Below are 22,146 nucleotides of genomic sequence, written 5' to 3'. Positions count from 1 at the left end.
GGAATATAGTGCCCGCTCAGCGGAAATCCCGGGACGCCGGGCTGATCGGCGGGGTGACGGCCTCCAGCCGGTCCGCCACCAGATTGAGCACCCCCTCGGACTTCTCCAGCCGGCCCCGCACGATCAGCGCCGTGCTGGTCCGGGCCACCCGCCGGTAGCGCTGCCACAGACCGGGCGAACAGGTGACGTTGAGCATCCCCGTCTCGTCCTCGAGGTTGATGAAGGTGACCCCGCCCGCCGTCGCCGGCCGCTGCCGGTGGGTGACGATGCCGCCGACCCGGATCCGGGTGCCGGCCTCGACCCGGCCCAGCCGCGCGATCGGCAGCGCGCCGGCGCGCCCGAACTCGGCCCGGATGAACTGCGCCGGGTGCGCGTCCGGGGACAGTCCGGTCGCCCAGACGTCCGCGACGAGCTTGTCCACGTCGGCCATGCCCGGCAGGGTCGGCGCCTCGATGCCGGTGACCGTACCCGGAAGGCGGTCCGGCCTGTCCTGGGCGGCCGCCCCCGCCGCCCACAGCGCCTCGCGCCGCGAGAGACCGAAACCCGCGAAGGCGTCGGCGGTCGCGAGGGCCTCCAGGTGGGCGGTCGCGCATCCGGTCCGGCGCGCGAGATCCGCCATGTCCCGGTACGGCCCGTGCGCGCGCCGCTCGTCCTCGATGGTTTGTGCGAGATCGTCGCCGAGGGTACGGACGCTTGTCAGCCCCATCCGCACGGCCGGACCCCCGAGCCCCCAGGCGTGCGGCGGATCGTCGCGTTCGCTGCACCAACGCGTCCGCGCGGTCGACTCCAGGACCGCCGCGGCGTCGCTGGCGTTGATGTCCGGCCGGCGCACCTCGACCCCGTGCCGGCGGGCGTCGTCCACCAGCGACTGCGGCGAGTAGAAGCCCATCGGCTGCGCGTTGAGCAGGGCGGCGCAGAAGGCCGCCGGGTGGTAGCGCTTGAGCCAGGCGCTGGCGTAGACGAGGTACGCGAAGCTCATCGCATGGCTCTCCGGAAAGCCGTAACTGGCGAACGCGGACAGCTTCACGAACAGGTCGTCGGCGAGCTCCCCGGTGATGCCGCGCTCGGCCATGCCCTCGTAGAGCCGGGCCTTGATCCGCTCCATCTTCTCCACGGACCGCTTCGAGCCCATCGCCCGGCGCAGCTGGTCGGCCTCGGACGGATCGAAGCCGGCGACGTCGATCGCCAGCTGCATGAGCTGCTCCTGGAACAGCGGCACGCCGAGGGTCTTCTCCAGCGCGTTGCGCATCAGCGGGTGCGGGTAGGTCACCTCCTCGAGGCCGTTCTTGCGCCTGATGAAGGGGTGCACCGAGCCGCCCTGGATCGGGCCCGGCCGGATCAGGGCGACCTCGACGACCAGGTCGTAGAACACTCTCGGCTTGAGCCTGGGCAGGGTCGCCATCTGCGCCCGGCTCTCCACCTGGAAGACCCCGACGGAATCGGCCCGGCACAACATCGCGTAGACCTCGGGATCGTCCAACCGCATCGTGCCGATGTCCAGGTCGGACTCGATCATGTCGTACGCATAGTGCAACGCCGACAGCATCCCCAGCCCCAGCAGGTCGAACTTGACCAACTCGATCGCCGCGCAGTCGTCCTTGTCCCACTGCAGCACCGTGCGCCCCGGCATCCGCCCCCACTCGACCGGGCACACCTCGATGATCGGCCGATCGCAGATGACCATGCCGCCGGAGTGGATGCCGAGATGCCGCGGAAAGCTCTGCACCTCGTTGGCGAACGCGAGGACCTGCTCCGGAATCTCGTCCGCGTCGACCGACGCGACGCTGCCCCACCGGTCGATCTGCTTGCTCCACGCATCCTGCTGCCCGGGCGAGAACCCGAAGGCCTTGGCCATATCCCGTACGGCGGAACGCGGCCGATAGGAGATGACGTTGGCGACCTGCGCGGTGTGCTCCCGCCCGTACTGTCGGTAGACGTACTGGATGACCTCCTCGCGACGGTCCGACTCGATGTCCACGTCGATGTCGGGCGGCCCGTCCCGCTCGGGGGCGAGGAACCGCTCGAAGAGCAGGTCGTACTCGACGGCATCCACATTGGTGATCCGTAACGCGTAGCAGACCGCCGAGTTGGCGGCGGAGCCCCGGCCCTGGCAGTAGATGTTCTGCTCGCGGCAGAACCGCACGATGTCGAAGACGACCAGGAAGTACCCGGGAAAATCGAGCTCCTCGATCATCCGCAACTCGTGCTCGATCTGCGCGTACGCCCGGGGGTGCGCCTGCGGCGGCCCGTACCGCTCCCGCGCGCCGCGCATGGTCAGCTCCCGCAGCCAGCTCATCTCGCTGTGCCCGGCCTCGGGGATGGGAAAATCGGGCAGCTTCGGCGCGACCAGATTGAGGTCGAAGGCGAGATCCTCGCCGAACATCGCGGCATTCTCGACCGCACCGGGATAGGCGGCGAACCGCCGCTTCATCTCGGCGCCGCTGCGCAGATGGGCGGTACCCGCGGCCGGCAGCCACCCGTCCATGTCGTCCAGGCTGCGCCGCGCCCGGACCGCGGCGAGCGCGGTGGCGAGCCTGCGCCGGGCCGGGGTCGCGTAGTGCACGTTGTTGGTGGCGACGATCTCCAGCCGCCGGCTGAGCGCAAGCTCATGGAGAGCGTCGTTCCGGTCGTCGTCGTAGGGGTCGCCGTGATCGGTGAGCTCCACCGCGACGTTGCTGCGCCCGAAGAGATCGACGAGCCGATCCAACTCGTACGCCGCGGCCGGGGCGCCGCCCCGCGCGAGCGCCCGGGGCACGCTGCCCTTGCGGCAGCCGGTGAGCACCAGCACGTGATCGCGCAGGACCGCGGCGACGTCCTCCAGATCGCCGTACGCCGGCTTGCCCTTCTCCGCGCCGTCGAGCTGACCGCGGGAGATGGTGCGCGCGAGGCGGGCGTACCCCTCGGGACCGTGCGCGAGGGCCAGCAGATGACGGCCCTCGGGATCGGCCTCGCCGTTCTGCGGCTTGGCGAGATCGAGGGAGAGCTCGGACCCGAAGATGGTGGGCAGACCGAGTTCCCGCGCGGCCTGCGAAAACCGCACCACCCCGTAGAAGCCGTCATGATCGGTGACGGCGAGCCCGGTGAGCCCGAGCCGGGCGGCCTCCTCGGCAAGCTCCTCGGGATGGCTGGCCCCGTCCAGGAAGCTGAAATTGGTGTGGCAGTGCAGCTCGGCGTACCTGTCCGGGCTGGGGGTCCGGAGCAGGGCCGGCGCCTGGTAAGGCTGCCGCTTCCGGCTCCAGGCGGGCGAATCCCCACCGTCGGCGTCGATGGCGAGCGGATCCACGACGTGCAGATGCCTCTTGCCGGAGAGCGTGCCCTCGAGCGTGGACCACGGCATCCGCGGGTTATGAAAACTCATCGCCGCGCCCTGCCCTTCCGCCCCGGCCCGGGGCGCATCCTGTCGGTCTTTTCCTCGCCCGGGCCGGCAAGATCGGCAGGACGGCGCCTGTTCGAATAGAGGGTCGAGGTGAGGCGAGGCCCGGCGTGTCGTCTGGGCGTGCGTCGGGATTGTCCAGATGCTGATGTATCCGGATCATTCCGGCGTGTGGCCAGGCGGCGGCCTGGGCCGCCGCAGCCCCGCCATCCTTTTCGAAGCAGGCGCTAGTCATAGATGGCCTCCACGGCCCAGTGCCCGGAGACCAGGGAGAGCAGGAACGCCCGGCCGTCGGCGACGGCGATCTGGAAACGGGCCCGGCGCCGGGCCTCGACGGGCGCCCACCAACGCTCGTCGACCGGCCAGGGTCCGGCCCACCCGGCGATCTCCACCCGCCCGCCGTTTCCGATCGGGCCGCCGTTCTCGATCAGGAGGAAGGCGGGGTCACCGGAGAGCTCGAGCCGGGCGCTTACCCCGACCGGCTGCCCATCGACGTCCAGCACAACGGCGGGCAGGGACTGCGGGAGGACCAGGGCGGGCGCGGGACGAGGCAGCCGACCGGGCCAGGGCGGCAGCGGCACGGGCCGCTTGACGCCCCTGCCCCTTCCCGGCTCTCTTCCTCCTCCCGCCCCTGCTCGACCAGCGCCTCTCCGGGCAGTTCCCGCCTGAAGCTCTTGCGCCTGAAGCGCTTGCGCCTGAAGCGCTTGCGCCCGGACCTCTCGCGCCCGGACCTCTCCCGCCTGGACCTCTTGCGCTTGGACCTCTTGCGCTTGGACCTCTTGCGCTTGGACCTCTTGCGCCCGGACCTCTCCCGCCTGAAGCTCTTGCGCTTGGACCTCTTGCGCCCGGGCCTCTCGTGCCTGGACCGCTCCCGCTGCCGTATAGGCCGCGGCCTTTTCCGCCGCGGCACGTTCGGGATCATGAAGCGGCCGGCGGACCGGGGCCTTGCGCGTCACATCCTGTGGCGCGTTGGGCGGCCCGGCCTCCTTCAGCGATGTCGCGCCTTCTTCCCGTGCTTCCCGTGCTTCCCGTGCTTCCCGTGCTTCCCGTGCTTCCCGTTCCGCTTCTGCCGGGTCCGCGACCACCTCTGCGGCATCACACGAAATCTCCAGCGGGACGACATCCGGCACCACCTTCAACCCTCGCCGCGCTTTCCCCGCCGCCCCCCGCTCCCCCTCTCCCCCCGGCGGTGGGGCGAAGTCTTCAAACGACGGCTGAGCAGAGCCACCAACCGACGGCACAGCAGAACCACCAACCGGGGACACAGCGGAGCCTTCGGCCGGCGGTGGGGCGGATGTCAGCGCGACGAGAGCGGGAGGCGCGGCCGGCGATACGACGACCGCATCGGGCGCCGGTAGCGGCGTGACCAGGTCACCGCTGGGCCGGGCGGGCGTGCGCTCGTCACCCCAGGGCACCAGACGAACCTGGTCGTCCGCGGACCGCCCGCCGCCGAGCACGGCGGTGACCACAGCCTCCGGGCCGAGCAGACCCTGGATCCGGCTCAGGGCGCGATGGGCCCGTTCCCGTTCGGAGCCCGCGTCGCCCCAGAGGCCGGGCTGCAGCCCGAGGTGGACGAGCACCCCTTCGGGTACGAGCCGCAGCCGGACCAGTCCAGCGGTGGGCCGGTTGGGTGCGCCGCGCCGGGCGCCGGTGAGCCAGCCGTCGAGCTGCCACCGTACGCGTTCGGCGATGGCCGCGGCCGTGAGCATGCCGTCGTGCCGCCAGACCCGGTGCAGTTCCTGCCCGTCGGCGGTGACCGCCTCGATGCCGAGCCGCGTGCAGGCCAGCCCGTGCGCGGCGAGCCGGTCGTGCAGCCGCTCGGCCAGCACCCGGCCGGCGAAGGCGGCGACGTCGACCCGTTCGAGCGGCTCGTCGTAGGTGTCGCAGACATCCAGATCCGGCGGCGGCCGCCGCACCGCCAGCGGCCGATAGTCGAGCCCGCCGGCCAGCCGGTGCGCGAGCGCCCCGTCGAACCCGAAGCGGGTCAGCACATCGGAGGCCGGCAACGCCGCGAAGTCCCCCAGGCTCTTGATACCCAACCGCCGCAGCAGGTCGGCCAGATCGGGCCGCTCCAGCGCCTCGACGGGCACCCCCGCCAAGAACTCCCGCGTACGCCCAGCAGCAACGACCTGCCCGGCCCGCGCCGCGAGCCCGGCGGCGAAGACCCCGTCCGCGATCCCGACCTGACTCTCCACGGAACAGGCCTGAGCCACCTGCTCGACGATCCGCTCGGCGGCCTGCACCTCGCCCCCGAAGTACCGGGCCGGCCCACGCGCGGCGAGCGCACAGGCCCCGGGCCGAATGACCTCGACCCCGACGGCAACCTCCTCGACGGCGGCGACAACCGGCTCGAAGGCCCGGGCGTCCCGCCCAGGATCGTGCTCGACCACGACAAGGTGAGGACACCGGCTCTGCGCCTCCCGCCGCCGAAGCCCGCGCCGCACCCCCTCGGCGCGCGCGGCCTCGGAACAAGCAAGAACCCGGTTCCCCCGCAGCACGACGACAGCCCCGGAAGCGGCAACCCCCTCCACGATCTCGGCGGCCATGACCGGCCAGTCAGGACACCAGACGAGCAGGGTCCGCACTCCGGCGGTGCCCCCGCTCACCCGAACCCCACCGAGAACAACCCCGCCTGCCCGCCGCTGCCCCTGTCCGCAACCCGCGGCGAGTCCAGGTCGGCAGCACCCGGCGGAGACGCCGCCACGGAGGCAATGGGCGTGACGGAGGCAAGCGGGCCGGGGCGCGCAGAGACCCGGCCCGCCCCGGTACCCACTTCGGAAACAAAACCCTCCTTGGCTTCCCCGGCGGAGACCCAGCCCACCCCCGCCTCCGCCGCAGAGACCCGACCTGCCTCCGGCGCAGAGACCCGACCCTCCCCAGCCACCACCGCAGGAACCCGACCCACCCCCGCCACCACCGCAGAAGCCCGACCCGCCTCCGCCGCAGAGACCCGACCCACCCCCGCCACCACCGCAGAAGCTCGGCCCACCCCCGCAACCACCGCAGGAACCCGACCCACCCCCGCCACCACCGCAGAAGCTCGGCCCACCCCCGCCACCACCGCGGAGATCCGGCCCGCCCTCACTGCTCCCGCAGAGATGCGGCCTTCGCCGGCCGCGCTTGCGGGAGCCGGGCCTTCCTCGGTTGCTGGAGGCGATGTCGGGGGAACGGTGGTGGGGCGACGATGAGGCGGGGCGCCGGGGGCCGGGTCGTTCGGGGGTGGGACGGCGGCTCCCGGCATCCACATGGTGATCTCCTTGGGCCGGGCCGCCGCGCCTCGGCCCCGGGCGACGACGGTGACCTTCCGGCGGCGCAGCCTGCCGTGGCCCGCGCCGAGTCCTTCCCACTGTCCCGACGTGACCTGCAACGTCACGTCGGCGCCGTCCCACCGCCCGTAGGGCACCAGAACACAGCCACGCTGCCGCGCCCGGGCCACGAGTCGGCTGGTGATCGACGGGGAAAGCTGGCCGGGCACGGCGATGACGACCACGTCCACCCCGTCGATGAGGGCGGCGACCACGGTGGGCCACTCAGGACCGGGATCGGGCACCAGCGCAAGCCGGTCCAGGGCGATCCCGCTCTCGGCGGCGGCAAGCGCACCGAGCGCAGGAACGCCGACGACCGCGCACCACGACCCGGCACGAGAAGCCGCCGAGATCAACGCCAGCAACAACGAGGTACTCCCCACCGAGGATCTTGATGAGTTGCGGTGCGCTCCATGCGCGAATTCATCGAGATCGGGGGAACGACCGGCGGCGATGGCGATGGTGGTGCCTCGGCGGAGGCTTCGGCTCGGGAGCAGGCCGCTCAGTTCCGGCAACACCGGCAGCACCCGGTGGGCTCCGAAACCGTCCGCCTCGCCGGCCGGGCGGATCAGGTCAGCAAGGGCCGCAGCACCGTTGATCATGCGCCCGGCCATTTCCCCGCCTCGCCTTACACCTATCGAAGTTGATCTTTAAAGCCACGGGCCCGCAAGGGCCACGACGTGAATCCGAATACCGCACGGCCCGGTCGGACCACCACCACCGGCGTCGCACAGAGCTCGAACCCGGACACCACCCAAGCCCTTCACGACCCGTGAACCGCACGACCCCGAGCCCTTTCACGACCCGAGCCAGCACGCCCCTCGGGCCCTTCACCCACCGGGCCCCACAACCCGAGCCACCACGGCCCCCGAGCCACCACGACCCCGAGCCCCTCACCCACCGGGCCCCACAACCCGAGCCACCACGACCCCCGAGCCCCACACGGACCCAGGCAAACCTCAAAGGCATGCAGTCGAGCACTAGGGCCACGGGAGCCGCGACCAGCGAACCGTGACCGCGCTATGAACACCCGCACCCGCTTCCGCACCCGCTTCCGCACCCGGCTTCCGCACCCGGCTTCCGCACCCGGCTTCCGCACCCGGCTTCCGCTTCCGCTTCCGCTTCCGGGGAGCGTCGCGCGGCTCCGAGCGAACCGGCCACCCGGCCGGGTCGAAGCGGCCGAAGCACCCGCGCAGGGCCGATCTCGGCAGCCCGCCAAGGCGCGCATCCCGGGGGGCCGCGCCGCCAGCGGAGGCACTCGCCCGGCTCCCAACCGGCGCCGTGGGCGGGCTGCGTGGGCCAGACACGCCGGCGATCCTGCACGGAGCTCGACGTGGCGGGTTCGGCCGCGTTCGCTCGGACGGTTCGACACCGGCATGACCGACCAGCCCGCATGGGGTGGGTCGGTCCGATCCGGCGATCCGGGCCGGCGACCGTGGGCCCGGGCGGTCAGGCGGCCTCGAGGGTCGGCTGGTAGGCCAGGCCCAGGACCGATTCCACCAGCGAGACGAAATGCTCCGCCGCGCGCAGCAGGTCGTCCGCCTCGCGTTCGCTGACCACTCGGGGAATGCCCGCCTCCGCGGCCGAGCGCTTGGCCGCGCCCAGGGCGAAATAGCTTGCCCAATCGCTGAACTCCGGCGCCACCAGGACCAGGAGCGACCAGGCGCTTGTCACTCGGCCGCGCTTGGTCGGCGCCGCCGGCCTGGCCCGGGCCGCGAGCACCGCCGCCGCCGCGCGCAACGCCGCCAGGTGGGCCGTTGCGTAGCGCAGGCCGTCCGGGCGGGTGCGGGCCGCCTCCGCCAGGCCCTGGCGGGCGATGGCGAGCAGTTGGGCGGGCGTGCGGCTCGGCAGCAGGTTGGCCGGAACCGTAGGCGCCGCCTGGGCCGCGGCCGTGGGCGCATGCGCGTGCGCCAGTAGGCCGGGGCTCGGTTGCCTGGGCACCGGGTAAGCCGGGTTGCTCACCATGGTCTCTCCTCGCGTGTGTCGCATCCGACGTGCTGGTCGAACCGATCCGCTGCGGAGGAAGGCACAGCGGTTGTGGCAGCCGGCCGGGTGTGAAGCTTCCCCACACCACACCCGGCCGGGCTTGCCGGCGGGTCCGTCGCCCGCCGCCCGGGGGTCGAGGGCGGCGAACGACGGTCCTGCCTCGTGCCGGCCCGGGCCCGCGAATGCCCGGACCTCGCGTGCGGCGCTTCGCGGGCGTCGCACGTGGGAGCCCGCCGCGAAACAGGCTCCCGGTCAGTCAGCCGAGCGATCGCCTGGCACAGGAGTTCGAACCAATCGAACACTCGTTCTAACTACGGATGAGAGTACACCGCGGGTACGACAAAAAAGCAACACATGCGGCGGCGGCCGGAGCGGCCGGAGATCACCTGCGACGGGCCCGGCCCACGGCGGGATAGCCGCAGGTCAAAGGCGGGAAAGTCGCAGTTCACCGGCGGCGGAACGCAGGCCGCCCCGGGTCGCGCGGTGCCGCAGCGCTCGGCACCGGGACCACCGGTGCTCCCGCTCGAGCCGGCCCGGGCCGGTCTGGATCTCGCCGGCGACAGCAGCGCACCAGAACCGGTCGGACCCGCACACTCAGGCGTGGGCCGCCAGCCGCCGCACCGGATCCCGTCGTCCACAGGCGCCGTGCTCATCGATCACATTCGTGGGACCGGTGCCAGAATGCACGAGGGGTGCGGCAACCGCACCGACGACCGAGGGGGTACGGAATGCCGCGCACCGTCATGATCACCGGAGCCAGCTCCGGTGTTGGCCTGGCCGCCGCCGAGCAACTGGCCGCCAAGGGCGATCAGGTGATCGTGGTCGGCCGCAACCCGCGCCGGCTGGGCGCCGCGATGGCGCAGGTCCGGGCCGCCGCGACGGGGCCGGAGCCGGACGAGTTCCGCGCCGACTTCGAGTCGCTCGACGAGGTGCGGGACCTGGCGGCGAAGGTGCTGGCGGCGTACCCGTCGATCGATGTCCTGGCGAACAACGCCGGCGGCATGGTGGGGTCCTACGTCCGCACCGCGGACGGCTTCGAGGCCACGGTCCAGGGCAACCATCTGGCGCCGTTTCTCCTGACCCACCTGCTGCGGGACGCGCTGCGCGGCGGCCGGGTGGTGAACACGGCGTCGCAGGCGCACCGCGGGGCGCGGGTGAACCCGGACGACTTCACCGGTTCGGCGCAGGGCTACAGCTCCTGGCGGGCCTACGGGGCCGGCAAGGCCGCGAACATCCTCTTCGCCGCGGAGGCGGCCCGCCGCTGGCCGGACATCACCTCGGTGTCGTTCCACCCGGGCGTCGTGCGCAGCAATTTCGGCACCGGCGCGGCGACCAGGTTCTTCTACCGGTTCGCGCCGTTCCTCACCACCTGCGAGAAGGCCGGCGCCCTGCTCTCCTGGCTGACGACCGAGGAGGTCACCGACGGCGCCTACTACGTCGGGCACCGCGTGACCGCGCCGGACCGCCGGGCCTCCGACCCTGAGCTCGCCGCCAAGCTCTGGGACGCCAGCGCCGCCGCCGTCGGCGCGTAAGGACAGCGACACCGCGACGGCCGGCGCGGATCCCGATCGGCGTTGCCCAGCCGGCGAGCTGCAGCGGGTCCGGCCCGGCGCTGAGCCTGGCGGGCTGCCGGCGGCGAGCGTCCGCGGCACGGCCGACGATCACGCCGGACACCCGGAAACGCCCAGCCTGACCGGGCTGCCAGCAGCAAGCATCCACGGCACGGCCGACGATCACGCCAAACACCCGGAAGCACCCAGCCTGACCGGGCTGCCAGCATCCACGGCACGGCCGAGCCGATGATCGCGCCGGAGGGGCTGAACTCCGCGCGGCCGGCCGGCGGCGGCCGAGACGGCGATCGCGGAGTGACCGCGCCGGGACATCGGTGATCGACAACCCCCATCCCGTACGCAGGGTGGGGCTGACAACCGCAACACCCCGCCGCACCGGGCACAATGAGCCGATGGAGAACCACCCCAACGTGCAGGCCGTGCAGGCCGCGCTCGAGAACGCGGACGCCCGCACGGCCGACGGCGGCTCGCCGCGGATGACCGTTTTCGACGAGGGCGTGCACACCGCCGCGGCGGCGGCCGCGGCCCTCGGTGTCGAGGTAGGACAGATCGCGAACTCGCTGATCTTCGACGCGGACGGCGAGCCGCTGCTCGTGCTCACCTCCGGCGCGCACCGGGTCGACACCGGCATGGTCGCCGCCGGGCTGGGTCTCGCGAAGCTGGGCCGGGCGACACCGGAGTTCGTCCGGCTGCACACCGGGCAGCCGATCGGCGGCGTCGCCCCGCTCGGGCACCCGAAGCCGGTGCGCACCCTGGTCGACGTCGCCCTCGCGCAGTACCCGGAGATCTGGGCCGCGGGTGGGGTGCCCCAGGTGGTCTTCCCGATCACGTACGCCGAACTGCTCCGCGTCACCGGCGGCGCCGCTACGAAGGTGGCGTAGCGCCATCGGGACGGACGCGGGACCGGCGCGGGCCGGAGCACGGGAGACGCTGACGCTCGCCGCCGTCCCGTTCGCGGTCACGCTGATCGTGACGCTGATCGGGATCGGCGAGCGGCAACTCTGGCGCGACGAGCACGCCACCTGGTGGGCGTCCTCGCTGTCGCTGCCCGACCTGCGGCGGCTGGCCGAGACCGTCGACTTCGTGCTGCTGCCGTACTACGTCCTCATGCACGGCTGGACCGCCGTGTTCGGCGACTCGGCGACCGCGCTGCGGCTGCCGTCCGCGCTGTGCATGGCCGGCGCCGCCGGCCTGACCGCGCTGGTCGGGCGGCGGCTCTTCGACGCGACCGCGGGGCTGTTCGCGGGCCTGCTGCTGGCAGCCGTCCCTGCGGTCACCCGCTACGGCCAGGAGGCCCGCCCGTACGCGATGGCCGTGCTCGCCTCGGTCGCCGCGATCCTGCTGCTGCTCCGCGCGCTGGAGCGCCCGTCGGCGTGGCGCTGGCTCGGCTACGGGATCGCCGTCGCCTGGATCGCCGGGAGCCACATCGTCGCGCTGATGGCGCTGGCCGCGCACCTGGTCGCCGTGCTGGCGGCGGCCCGGGCGGACCGCGAACGGCGGCGGCGGATCCTGATCGGCTGGGCGGCCGCGGCCGGGTCCGCCCTGCTCGTCTCCGCGCCGCTGGCGCTCGTCGGGCGGCGTCAGAGCGGCCAGATCAGCAGCTGGATACCCGACCCGACCTGGGAACGCGTGCAGCAGATGCCCACCGAGGTGTTCATGAGCGCGGCGGTGGCCGGGTTCTTCCTGGTGCTCGGCCTCGCGGCGCTGGCCGGGCTGGCCTTCGGGGCACGCGACACCGCCGCGCTGCTGGCCACCTGGGCGCTGCTGCCACCGGTGCTCGCGTACTACACGTTCCACGAGTTCTCCTTCTTCTACCCCCGCTACCTGCTCTTCACGGTGCCGGCCTGGGTGCTGGTCACCGCGTACGCGCTGCGACGCCTCACCGGCGAGCGCCGGGCCGGCGCGGCCGTGCTGGCGGCGACGCTGGCCGGGCTGACGTTCGTGAGCTGGAGCGAGCAGGTGCGGATCCGCGGCGACCGGATACAGGACGAGTTCGCGTTCCGCGCGGCGGCGGCGTTCATCCGGGCCGGCGAGCGGCCGGGCGACGCCGTCGTCTTCACCGGCTACCGCTACACGTACCGCGGCCTCCGCTACGAGTGGCGCGACCTGCCGCCCGACCGGCGGCCACGGGAGGCGCTGATCGATCGGTCACGGGGCCGGAGCTGGTCGTGGCGGCAGCGGGCCTGCCCGGACCCGGCCGCCTGTCTGGCGGGCACCACGCGGATCTGGCTCGTCTCGACAGATCCGCGGGGCCCCTCGCTGAGCATGCTGCCGCCGGATCAACGCACGGTGATCGAGGCCCGCTACGACGTCGTCGGGCAGACCGGCTTCCGCCGGATCAGGGTCACCGAACTCAGGGAAAAGAGTGCTACGTAGCGTGACGGGAGAAGCGAGTATCAGCGGAGGGGTGACATGAGCGGCGTGCCGCCGCTGGTCACGTTGCATGTCTGGCGGGTGCCGCGGCGCGCGGTCGGCGGCGCCCTGCTGCGGATGGCACGCGATCGCGGGCGGCTGCGGGCGCTGCCCGGCGTGCGCTTCGGCAAGCTGCTCGGCACGGGCACCGGGATCGGCTTCGGCCCGGGCGACGCCGACCTGACCCGGTACGCGGCCGTGCTGGCCTGGGACGATCCGGCCGGCGGCGACCTGGGGCCGGCCGGGGCCGCGTGGGACCGGCTCGCGGAGCAGGCCGCCCGGGTCGACCTGACCCCGCTGGTCAGCCGCGGCCGCTGGTCCGGCCGGGCCCCGTTCGGGGATCCGCGCGGCGCACGCGCCGAGGGCCGGGTGCTCGCGCTGACCCGGGCCCGGCTGCGCCCGGCCAGGGCGGTGACGTTCTGGCGGGCGATCGCGCCGGTGGCCCGGGAGCTGGCCGCGGCGCCGGGGCTGCTGGCCCGTTTCGGCATCGGCGAGGCGCCGATCGGCTGGCAGGGCACCGTGAGCGTCTGGCGCAGCGAGGCAGATCTGACCGGCTTCGCGTACCGTCAGCCGGAGCACCGCGCGGTGATCGCACGCACGCCGGCCGCCCGGTGGTACGCCGAGGACCTGTTCGCCCGGTTCGCGGTGCGCGACATCAGCGGCGACAGGGCCGTGCTGGGCTGGCGGGAAGGAGAGCGATGAGGCTCGTTCCCTGGCAGCCGGACGACATGCTCCGGCGGCTGGACGACGTCGTGGGCGTCTACGGCGAGGCGATGGGCTACCGCGCCGAGCTGCTGCAGACGCGCCGCGGCTACATCGGTGCGCACGTGCGGCGCGCCGGCTTCCGGGCCGTCGCCACCCTCACCACCGACGGGCACCTCGCGGGTTTCGGCTACGGCTACGTCTCCGGGCCGGGCCAGTGGTGGCACGACCAGGTCCGGTCCGCCCTCGACGAGCCGGCCCGGCGGTACTGGCTCGGCAGCTGCTTCGAGGTCGTCGAGCTGCACGTACGGCCGAGCGCGCAGGGCCACGGCATCGGCGCCCGGCAGCTGCGCGCGCTGCTGTCGATGGCCGACGGCTCGACCGTGCTGCTGTCCACGCCCGAGGCGGACGAGCAGCGGTCCCGGGCCTGGCGGCTGTACCGCCGGTTCGGCTTCGTCGACGTGCTGCGCGACTTCATCTTCCCCGGCGACGAGCGCGCGTTCGCGATCCTCGGCCGGGAGCTGCCGCTCGCGAGCCGTCCGGCGACCGAGGACGCACCCGGAACCGTCGGCATCTGACGGTGACCCGGGCGATACCCTGGGCGCTGCTCGGCGCCCTGATCCTGACCCAGATCTGCTACCCGCTGACGGTCGGCGGCGCCCGGGCCGCGCTGACCGTGCTGACCGTCGTGCTCGGCTACCTGCTCTCGGTCTCGCACGCGCTGCTCACCCGGGGCGTGCGGACGGCGGCCGCGCTGATCGCCACGACGACCCTGTGCGGCTTCGCGGTGGAGGCGCTCGGCGTCGCGACGGGCTTCCCGTTCGGCACCTACGACTACTCGGGTCGGCTCGGGCCCAAGCTGCTCGGCGTGCCGCTGGTCATCCCGCTGGCCTGGACCTGGATGGCCTGGCCGGCCTGGCTGGCGGCGCTGCGGCTGGCCCGGTCCCGGATCGCCCGGATCGCGGTCGCCGGCGCCGGGCTGGCGGCCTGGGACCTGTTCCTCGACCCGCAGATGGTCGCCGAGGGGTACTGGACCTGGCGCTCGCCGACGCCCGCGCTGCCCGGCGTGCCGGGCATCCCGATCGGCAACTATCTGGGCTGGCTCGGCTTCGCGCTGCTGCTCATGGCCGTTTTCGCGGCCGCGGCGGGGCCGCGGGCCGCCGTCGCCGCGGACGGCGACGCGCCGATACTCGCCCTCTGGATCTGGACGTACGCTTCCTGCGTGCTCGCCCACGCGGTCTTCCTCGGCCTGCCGGCCTCGGCGCTGTGGGGCGGCGTCCTGATGGGCGCGGTCGTGCTGCCCCTTCTCGTACGGCTGTCCCGCCGGTGATCTGGCTCGCCCTGCTGGCGCCGGCGGCGCTGACCGTGCACACGATCGTGAACGCGGCCCTGTTGCGGCGCCCCGCCGCCGGGCAGACCACCACGGAACGCGTCGCCGTGCTGCTGCCGCTCCGCGACGAGGCCGAGCGGGTGGCGCCGTGCCTCGCTGCGCTGCTGCGCCAGTCCGGCGTGCCGCACCTGGACATCGTGGTGCTGGACGACTGCTCGTCCGACGGCACCGCGGACGTGGTCCGTGCCGTGGCCGGCGACCGGGTCCGGCTGCTGACGGGCGCGCCGCCGCCGGACGGCTGGCTCGGCAAGCCGCACGCCTGCGCGCGGCTGGCCGCGGCCGCCGGCGGCGCCGACGTGCTGGTCTTCGTCGACGCGGACGTCGTGCTCGCCCCGGACGCGATCGCCGGCGGGGTCGCGCTGCTGCGCTCCGCCGGGGTCGATCTGCTGTCGCCGTACCCGCGGATCATCGGGGCGGGCCGGCTCGTGCAGCCCCTGTTGCAGTGGTCGTGGCTGACGTTCCTGCCGTTGCGGGCCATGGAGCGCTCGCCGCGCCCGTCGCTGGCGGCGGCCGGCGGGCAGTGGCTGGTCGCGGACCGGGCCGGCTACGAGCGGGCCGGCGGGCACACGGCCGTCCGCGGCGACGTGCTCGAGGACATCGGGCTGGCCCGCGCGGTCAAGCGGTCCGGCGGCCGCATCGCGCTAGCGGACGCCTCGGCGTTCGCCGACTGCCTGATGTACCCGACGTGGCGGGACCTGCGGGACGGCTACAGCAAGTCGCTGTGTGCGTCCTTCGGCTCGGCGGCCGGCGCGGCCACCGTCGTGGTTCTGCTGGTCCTGCTGTACGTGGCGCCGCCGGTGGCGGCCCTGGTCCTGGCGGTGGCCGGTGCCACCTGGCCGGCATTGTGGAGCCTGTCCGCGTACGGGATCGGGGTTTTGGGGCGGGTGGTGTCGGCGCGGGCGACCGGCGCGCGGGCCTGGCCCGACGCGCTGGCGCATCCGGTCTCGGTGCTGATCTTCGGGTGGCTGGTCGTGCGCTCGTTCGCGCTGCGCCGGCGCGGGCTGCTGACGTGGCGCGGACGGCCGGTATGAGCAGGATCGCGGTGATCGGCGCGGGCGTCGGCGGGCTGGCCGTCGCCGCGCGGCTGGCCGCCGCCGGGCACCGGGTGGCCGTGCACGAACGCGCGGCGACCGCGGGCGGCAAGCTCGGCGGCTACGAGCGCGACGGCTTCGTCTTCGACACCGGCCCGAGCCTGCTGACGCTGCCGCAGGTCTTCGCGGACCTGGGGCTCGGCCTGTCGCCGGTGGCGCTGGATCCGGTGGTGCGGCACGTCTTCCCGGACGGCTCGGTGCTGGACTCGAGCTCCGATCCGGAGATCTTCCGGTCCCGGATCTCCGCGGCGTTCGGCGCGGACGCGGGCGCCGACTGGGCGCGTTTCTGGGCGCGGGCCGAGCGGATCTGGCACGCGTCCTGGCGCTCGGTGCTGCGGCGCGAGGTCACCCCCGCGACGATCGCCGCGCTGTCCTGGCGGGCCGGCGACCTGGCGGCGATCGCGCCGTGGCGATCGCTGCGCGGGCTGGGCCACCGCTATCTGCGCGACCCTCGCCTGCGGATGCTGCTCGACCGGTACGCGACCTACACGGGCGCCGATCCGCGCCGCGCCCCGGCGGCGCTGGCCGCGATCCCGTACGCGGAGCTGGCCTTCGGCGGCTGGTACCTGCCGGGTGGCCTCGGCGGCCTGTCGGCCGCGCTGCTCGCCCGCTGCCGTGATCTCGGCGTGGAGATCACGACCTCGTCTCCGGTCGCGGGCATCCGCACATCCGCCGGGCGCGCGACCGGGATCGACCTGGTGTCCGGTGAGGTCGTGCCGGCCGACGTCGTCGTGTCCAACGCGGACGCCCTCACGCTGTACCGGGATCTGCTGCCGACCCCGGCACGCCTCGGCGCCCTCGCGGACCGCAGCCTGGCGGGCTTCGTGCTGCTGCTCGGCGTACGCGGGGAGACGCCGGAGCTGGCGCACCACACGGTGTTCTTCCCGCGGGGCTACGACGCCGAGTTCGACGCGGTCTTCGGCTCCCCGGCCACCGGCGCCCGCGCCCGGCCCGCCTCGGACCCGACGATCTTCGTGACCCGCGCCGAGGACCCGGCGGTACGCCCGCCGGGTACGGAGGCGTGGTTCGTGCTGGTGAACGCGCCGCGGCACGGCACGTCGTACGGCGCGGTCGACTGGCGGCGGCCGGGGCTGGCCGAGGCGTACGCGGCGCACCTCCTGGACGTGCTGGCGGAGCGCGGCCCGGACGTCCGCGGCCGGCTGCTGTTCGCCGAGACGCGGACGCCGGCCGATCTGGCGCAGACGGCGGGCGCGCCGGGCGGGACGATCTACGGGACCGCCGGCGGGCTGCTGCGCCCGGGGAACCGCGGCCCGGTTGACGGCCTGTACCTGGTGGGCGGCTCGACACATCCGGGCGGCGGCCTCCCGATGGTGACCTTGTCCGCGAAAATCGTCGCAGACTCAATCGGCCGGGCATAGCCCGACGGCCCAGGACACGGTCACGCCTGACGAGTAGACCCGGGCTCGGGGCAGTAGGAACCTCACACGCGATCTTCACGGCCGTTCCGGACTGCTCGAACATGACCGCGGCCCGTTCCCGGACCGCCTCCCGTCAAGGCCCGAGCCGCTAGCCTGTCGGCTAACCAGAAAGGTGGAGCGATGTCGGCAGAGGCCGTCCACTACGACGTGCAGGATGCCAAGACTCACCTGTCGCACATCATCGAGCGGGTGGAACGGGGCGAGGAGATCGTCATTGACCGGGGCGGAATTCCCGTGGCACGGATCGTGCCGCTGGTTCGCCGGGTCAACCGGACCGCCATCGGCTCCCTCGCCGGACGGCTGGACCTGGTGGGCTACTGGGACTCGCCGCGCACCAACGCGGAGATCACCGCCGACTTCGATCTCGACGAATGAACGCCGGGTCTGACGCTCGTCCCCGACCTGAGGGCCGAGGCTAGAGCGGCTGGACGCCGATCGGGAGTTCACCGGTGGCGATGTGGTCCAGCAGCGTCGCGCGCAGCGCCTCGGCCGCGTGCGGCAGCACCGCCCGCCGCCGATGCGCCAGCGCGATCGTCCGGCGCATCCCCGGCGGCGCGAGTGGCGTCGCCCGCAGCAGGGGCCGGTTCACCAGCACCATGCTCGGCACCAGCGCCATGCCCAGCCCGGCCTCGACGAACGCCAGCACCGCGTCCATCTCGCCGCCCTCGACCGCGAACCGGGGCGTGAAGCCGGCCCGCCGGCACGCTTCGAGGGTCACGTCCCGCAGGTCGTAGCCGGGCCGGAACATCACCAGCGGCTGGTCCCGCAGCTCGTTGAGCTCGAGCTGCACGCGCGGCGTCGGCGGCGGTCCGGACCGGACGGACGCGACGACCAGGCTCTCGCGCAGCAGCGGCGCGGTGTGCAGGGCCTCGTCGACGCCCTGCTCCGGCTGGACGATCAGGGCCAGGTCCAGCTCGCGGGCGAGCAGGTCGGCGATCAAATCCTGTGAGCTGCCCTCGTTCACGTGCAGTTCGATGTCGGGGTGTTCGCCGCGGAACCGGTACAGCACCGTCGGGACCAGCGACGAGCAGAGGCTGGGCGTGGCGCCGACCCGGACCCGTCCGCGGCGCAGGCCGACGATCTCCTGTACGGCGTCGCGGGCGGCGTCCGCGTCGGCGACCATCCGGCGGGCGAGGGGCAGCAGGGTGTCGCCGGCGGCGGTGAGGCCGACGGCGCCGCGGGCACGCTCGAAGAGGGGCGCGCCGAGCGTCTGTTCAAGAGTGTGAATCTGCTTACTTAAAGTCGGCTGTGAGACCCCCACGGAGTCCGCGGCATGGGTGAAATGCCGGGTTTCCACCACTGCTAGGAAGTATCGGAGCTGCTGGAGCTGCACTTATATAGCCTATCGCTATGATGACCCGGCCAATCATGCATTAGACGAATCGCCCGATGCTTCTTACCGTCCAGGTGTGGCGGTAGACATCAGCACTCCAGCTCCAAAGGTGACGGCGCAACCGGCGAGAAAGAAGCCGGCCGCCAAGCCCCGTCGTGGCGCGCGGTCCTCGCTCGCGCTGAAGATCCTCATGGCCGTCACCGGCCTGCTGCTCGTGGGCTTCCTGTACGCCCACATGATCGGCAACTTGAAGATCTTCTTCGGCGCCGAGACGTTCGACCACTACGCGCACTGGCTGCGCACCATCGGCACCCCGCTGCTGCCGCAGGACTGGTACCTCTGGCTCCAGCGTGGCGGGCTCACCCTCGCCGTGGCCGGGCACATCGTCGCCGCGACGATCCTGGCCCGCCGGGCCCGCAAGGCGCGCCCGGTCCGCTACGTGCACCGCCCCAAGATCCAGGGCAGCTACGCCGCCCGGACGATGCGCTGGGGCGGCGTGATCATCCTGCTCTTCGTCATCTTCCACATCCTCGACCTGACGACCGGGACGCTGAACCCGGTCGGCGACCGGCAGCACCCGCACGCCAACGTGGTCGCCGACTTCGCGCCCGACCGCTGGTACGTGACGCTCTTCTACACGCTCGCGATCGTGGCCGTCGGCTTCCACCTGCGGCACGGCCTGTTCAGCGCGGTACGCACACTTGGCCAGCGCACGGCCCGCGGCGAGCGCATCGCCCGCGGCGCCGCCCTGCTGCTCTCCGTCGTCCTGGTGGTCGGCTACCTGTCGGTGCCGTTCGCCGTGCTCACCGGATTGGTGGACTGATCATGTCGTTCTGGAACGACGGCGAGGACATCGCCGACAAGGCCGCACCGGACGGGCCCATCGAGACCCGCTGGGAGCGCCACAAGTTCTCCGCCAAGCTGGTCAACCCGGCCAACCGCCGCAAGCTCACGGTCATCGTGATCGGCACCGGCCTGGCCGGCGGCTCGGCCGCGGCGACGCTCGCCGAGGCCGGCTACCGGGTGCGCAGCTACTGCTATCAGGACAGCCCGCGCCGGGCGCACTCCATCGCGGCGCAGGGCGGCATCAACGCGGCGAAGAACTACCGCAACGACGGCGACTCGATCTACCGGCTCTTCTACGACACGGTCAAGGGCGGCGACTTCCGCGCCCGCGAGTCCAACGTCTACCGGCTCGCCCAGGTCAGCGTGAACATCATCGACCAGTGCGTGGCACAGGGCGTGCCGTTCGCCCGCGAGTACGGCGGCCTGCTCGACAACCGCTCCTTCGGCGGCACCCAGGTGTCCCGCACGTTCTACGCCCGGGGTCAGACCGGCCAGCAGCTGCTGCTCGGCGCGTACCAGGCGATGGAGCGCCAGATCGGGCTCGGCAACATCGAGATGTTCGCCCGGCACGAGATGCTGGAGCTGGTCATCGTCGACGGCAAGGCCCGCGGCGTCGTCGTACGCGACCTGGTCACCGGCGAGGTCACCACGGACCTCGCGGACGCCGTCGTGCTCGCCTCCGGCGGGTACGGCAACGTCTTCTTCCTGTCCACAAACGCCAAGGGCTGCAACGTCACGGCGAGCTGGCGGGCGCACCGCAAGGGCGCGCTGTTCGCGAACCCCTGCTACACGCAGATCCACCCGACGTGCATCCCCGAGTCCGGCAGCCACCAGAGCAAGCTCACGCTGATGAGCGAGTCGCTGCGCAACGACGGCCGGGTCTGGGTGCCGAAGCGCCGGGAGGACTGCGGCAAGCCGGCCGCCGACATCGCCGAGGAGGACCGCGACTACTACCTGGAGCGGATCTACCCGTCGTTCGGCAACCTGGTCCCGCGCGACATCGCGTCGCGCGCGGCGAAGAACGTCTGCGACGAGGGCCGCGGCGTCGGCCCCGGCGGCCTCGGCGTCTACCTGGACTTCGCGGACGCGATCAAGCGCCTCGGCAAGCCCGCGGTCGAGGAGAAGTACGGCAACCTCTTCGAGATGTACCAGCGCATCACCGGCGAGGACCCGTACGAGGTGCCGATGCGCATCTACCCGGCCGTGCACTACACGATGGGCGGCCTCTGGGTCGACTACGACCTGCAGTCGACGATCCCGGGCCTGTTCGTGGTCGGCGAGGCCAACTTCTCCGACCACGGCGCCAACCGGCTCGGCGCTTCCGCGCTGATGCAGGGCCTGGCCGACGGCTACTTCGTGCTGCCGAACACGATCAACAACTACCTGGCCGCGGGCCCGTTCGACAAGGTCACCGCGGACCACCCGGACGTCGTGGCGGCGCGCACCCAGGTCGAGGACCGGCTGGCCAAGCTGCTCGCCGTCGACGGCGACCGCACCGTCGACTCCTTCCACCGCGAACTCGGCCACATCATGTGGGAGTACTGCGGCATGGAGCGCACCGAGGAGGGCCTGACCAAGGCCATCGGCCTCATCCGCGGCCTGCGCGAGGAGTTCTGGACCCGGGTGAAGGTGCCCGGCACCGGCGAGCAGCTCAACCAGAACCTGGAGAAGGCCGGCCGCGTCGCCGACTTCTTCGAGCTCGGCGAGCTGATGTGCATCGACGCGCTGCACCGCGCGGAGTCGGCCGGCGGCCACTTCCGCGCCGAGAGCCAGACGCCGGACGGCGAGGCGCTGCGCCACGACGACGAGTTCAGCTACGTCGCGGCCTGGGAGTACGGCGGCGAGACGCCCACCCTGCACAAGGAACAGCTCAACTTCGAATACGTCCACCCGAGCACGCGGAGCTACAAGTAATGGACATCCAGGTACGGGTGTGGCGCCAGCAGGGCCCCGACGACAAGGGCCGCATGGTCACCTACGACGTCAAGGACATCTCACCGGACGCCAGCTTCCTGGAGATGCTCGACGTCCTCAACGAGAAGCTGATCCTCGACGGCGACGACCCGGTGGCGTTCGACCACGACTGCCGCGAGGGCATCTGCGGCGCATGCAGCATGGTGATCGACGGCGTGGCGCACGGCCCGGAGAAGGCCACCACCACCTGCCAGCTGCACATGCGCCACTTCGACGACGGCGACACGATCGACGTCGAGCCGTGGCGGGCGGCGGCGTTCCCGGTCATCAAGGACCTGGTCGTCGACCGGACCGCCTTCGACAAGATCATCCAGGCCGGCGGTTACATCAGCGCGCCGACGGGAACGGCACCGGACGCACACGCCACCCCCGTACCCAAGCCGGACGCGGACGCGGCGTTCGAGGCGGCCACCTGCATCGGCTGCGGCGCCTGCGTGGCGGCCTGCCCGAACGGTTCCGCGATGCTGTTCACCGCGGCGAAGGTCGCGCACCTCGGCCTGCTCCCCCAGGGGCAGCCGGAACGGGCGAGCCGCGTGGTGGACATGCTCGAGGCGCACGACGAGGCGGGCTTCGGCGGCTGCACCAACGCCGGCGAGTGCACGACGGTCTGCCCGAAGGGCATTCCGCTGACGCTGATCGGCCGCCTCAACAACGACTACCGCAAGAGCATCGGCAAGAAGTAGAACAACCCCTGATTCCCGATCGCGGTCGGCGTGGTCATCCT

Annotated in this window: 15 protein-coding genes and 2 pseudogenes; 12 read left to right on the top strand and 5 right to left on the bottom strand. The window is 72.8% G+C overall.

The features are described 5' to 3' along the window. Positions 1-16: 16 nt before the first annotated feature. The 4 genes and pseudogenes from AB0B58_RS05760 to AB0B58_RS05745 form a co-directional block, all read right to left on the bottom strand. On the bottom strand, positions 17-3,358 hold the full coding sequence (locus AB0B58_RS05760; protein ID WP_360218109.1) for an error-prone DNA polymerase: 3,342 nt from the start codon (positions 3,356-3,358) through the stop codon (positions 17-19). 1,394 nt (positions 3,359-4,752) lie between these two features. After that, positions 4,753-5,919 (bottom strand): annotated as a pseudogene (locus AB0B58_RS05755) (DNA polymerase Y family protein); the annotation flags it as partial. Positions 5,920-6,605: 686 nt separating this feature from the next. Next, positions 6,606-7,292 (bottom strand): annotated as a pseudogene (locus tag AB0B58_RS05750) (hypothetical protein); the annotation flags it as partial. Between the two features lie 835 nt (positions 7,293-8,127). Beyond that, positions 8,128-8,643 (bottom strand): SAV_6107 family HEPN domain-containing protein, encoded by a 516-nt coding sequence (locus AB0B58_RS05745; protein ID WP_360218106.1) that lies wholly within the window; start codon positions 8,641-8,643, stop codon positions 8,128-8,130. Positions 8,644-9,392: 749 nt separating this feature from the next. Here AB0B58_RS05745 and AB0B58_RS05740 point away from each other — a divergent pair. The 9 genes from AB0B58_RS05740 (at position 9,393) to AB0B58_RS05700 (ending at position 17,644) form a co-directional block, all read left to right on the top strand. After that, a complete protein-coding gene (locus AB0B58_RS05740; RefSeq protein WP_360218103.1) occupies positions 9,393-10,196 on the top strand; it encodes an SDR family NAD(P)-dependent oxidoreductase in 804 nt (267 codons plus the stop codon). A 431-nt stretch (positions 10,197-10,627) separates the two neighbouring features. Next, positions 10,628-11,116: a YbaK/EbsC family protein gene (locus AB0B58_RS05735; RefSeq protein WP_360218100.1), complete on the top strand. Its 489-nt coding sequence runs from the start codon at positions 10,628-10,630 to the stop codon at positions 11,114-11,116. A gap of 88 nt (positions 11,117-11,204) precedes the next feature. Next, entirely contained in the window at positions 11,205-12,611 is a 1,407-nt protein-coding gene (locus AB0B58_RS05730) for a glycosyltransferase family 39 protein (RefSeq protein WP_360218097.1), read from the top strand. 36 nt (positions 12,612-12,647) lie between these two features. Beyond that, positions 12,648-13,349 carry a monooxygenase gene (locus tag AB0B58_RS05725; protein WP_360218094.1) on the top strand — a complete coding sequence of 234 codons (702 nt, stop codon included), beginning with the start codon at positions 12,648-12,650 and terminating at the stop codon, positions 13,347-13,349. Next, positions 13,346-13,927, top strand: a complete 582-nt coding sequence (locus AB0B58_RS05720; RefSeq protein ID WP_360218091.1) for a GNAT family N-acetyltransferase — start codon at positions 13,346-13,348, stop codon at positions 13,925-13,927. Before AB0B58_RS05725 ends, AB0B58_RS05720 begins: the two co-directional genes overlap by 4 nt. After that, on the top strand, positions 13,924-14,679 hold the full coding sequence (locus AB0B58_RS05715) for a carotenoid biosynthesis protein (RefSeq protein WP_360218711.1): 756 nt from the start codon (positions 13,924-13,926) through the stop codon (positions 14,677-14,679). The genes AB0B58_RS05720 and AB0B58_RS05715 overlap by 4 nt, the downstream gene beginning before the upstream one ends. Then, positions 14,676-15,770, top strand: a complete 1,095-nt coding sequence (locus tag AB0B58_RS05710) for a glycosyltransferase (protein ID WP_360218088.1) — start codon at positions 14,676-14,678, stop codon at positions 15,768-15,770. Before AB0B58_RS05715 ends, AB0B58_RS05710 begins: the two co-directional genes overlap by 4 nt. Then, entirely contained in the window at positions 15,767-17,209 is a 1,443-nt protein-coding gene (gene crtI / locus AB0B58_RS05705) for a phytoene desaturase family protein (protein WP_360218085.1), read from the top strand. The genes AB0B58_RS05710 and crtI overlap by 4 nt, the downstream gene beginning before the upstream one ends. Before the next feature lie 180 nt (positions 17,210-17,389). Further along, complete coding sequence (locus AB0B58_RS05700; RefSeq protein WP_360218082.1) at positions 17,390-17,644, top strand: type II toxin-antitoxin system prevent-host-death family antitoxin; 255 nt, start codon at positions 17,390-17,392, stop codon at positions 17,642-17,644. Between the two features lie 40 nt (positions 17,645-17,684). Here AB0B58_RS05700 and AB0B58_RS05695 read toward each other — a convergent pair whose 3' ends face one another. Further along, the gene (locus tag AB0B58_RS05695) at positions 17,685-18,602 is read right to left on the bottom strand and encodes a LysR substrate-binding domain-containing protein (protein WP_360218079.1); all 918 of its coding nucleotides are present in this window, start codon (positions 18,600-18,602) and stop codon (positions 17,685-17,687) included. 178 nt (positions 18,603-18,780) lie between these two features. On the opposite strand from AB0B58_RS05695, the gene AB0B58_RS05690 reads away from it, so the two are divergent. Genes AB0B58_RS05690 through AB0B58_RS05680 form a run of 3 tightly spaced genes read left to right on the top strand, consistent with a single transcriptional unit; the run spans position 18,781 to position 22,105 of the window. Next, complete coding sequence (locus tag AB0B58_RS05690; RefSeq protein ID WP_360218708.1) at positions 18,781-19,425, top strand: succinate dehydrogenase cytochrome b subunit; 645 nt, start codon at positions 18,781-18,783, stop codon at positions 19,423-19,425. Between the two features lie 2 nt (positions 19,426-19,427). Then, positions 19,428-21,362 (top strand): fumarate reductase/succinate dehydrogenase flavoprotein subunit, encoded by a 1,935-nt coding sequence (locus AB0B58_RS05685; RefSeq protein WP_360218076.1) that lies wholly within the window; start codon positions 19,428-19,430, stop codon positions 21,360-21,362. Continuing rightward, the gene (locus tag AB0B58_RS05680) at positions 21,362-22,105 is read left to right on the top strand and encodes a succinate dehydrogenase/fumarate reductase iron-sulfur subunit (RefSeq protein ID WP_360218073.1); all 744 of its coding nucleotides are present in this window, start codon (positions 21,362-21,364) and stop codon (positions 22,103-22,105) included. The genes AB0B58_RS05685 and AB0B58_RS05680 overlap by 1 nt, the downstream gene beginning before the upstream one ends. Positions 22,106-22,146: the final 41 nt, after the last annotated feature.

The sequence above is a fragment of the Actinoplanes sp. NPDC049118 genome, from assembly GCF_040648555.1.
In the GTDB taxonomy this organism is placed as follows: domain Bacteria; phylum Actinomycetota; class Actinomycetes; order Mycobacteriales; family Micromonosporaceae; genus Actinoplanes.
Note: the sequence above shows the minus strand (reverse complement) of the source record. Positions and strands in the feature narration are given on the sequence as shown.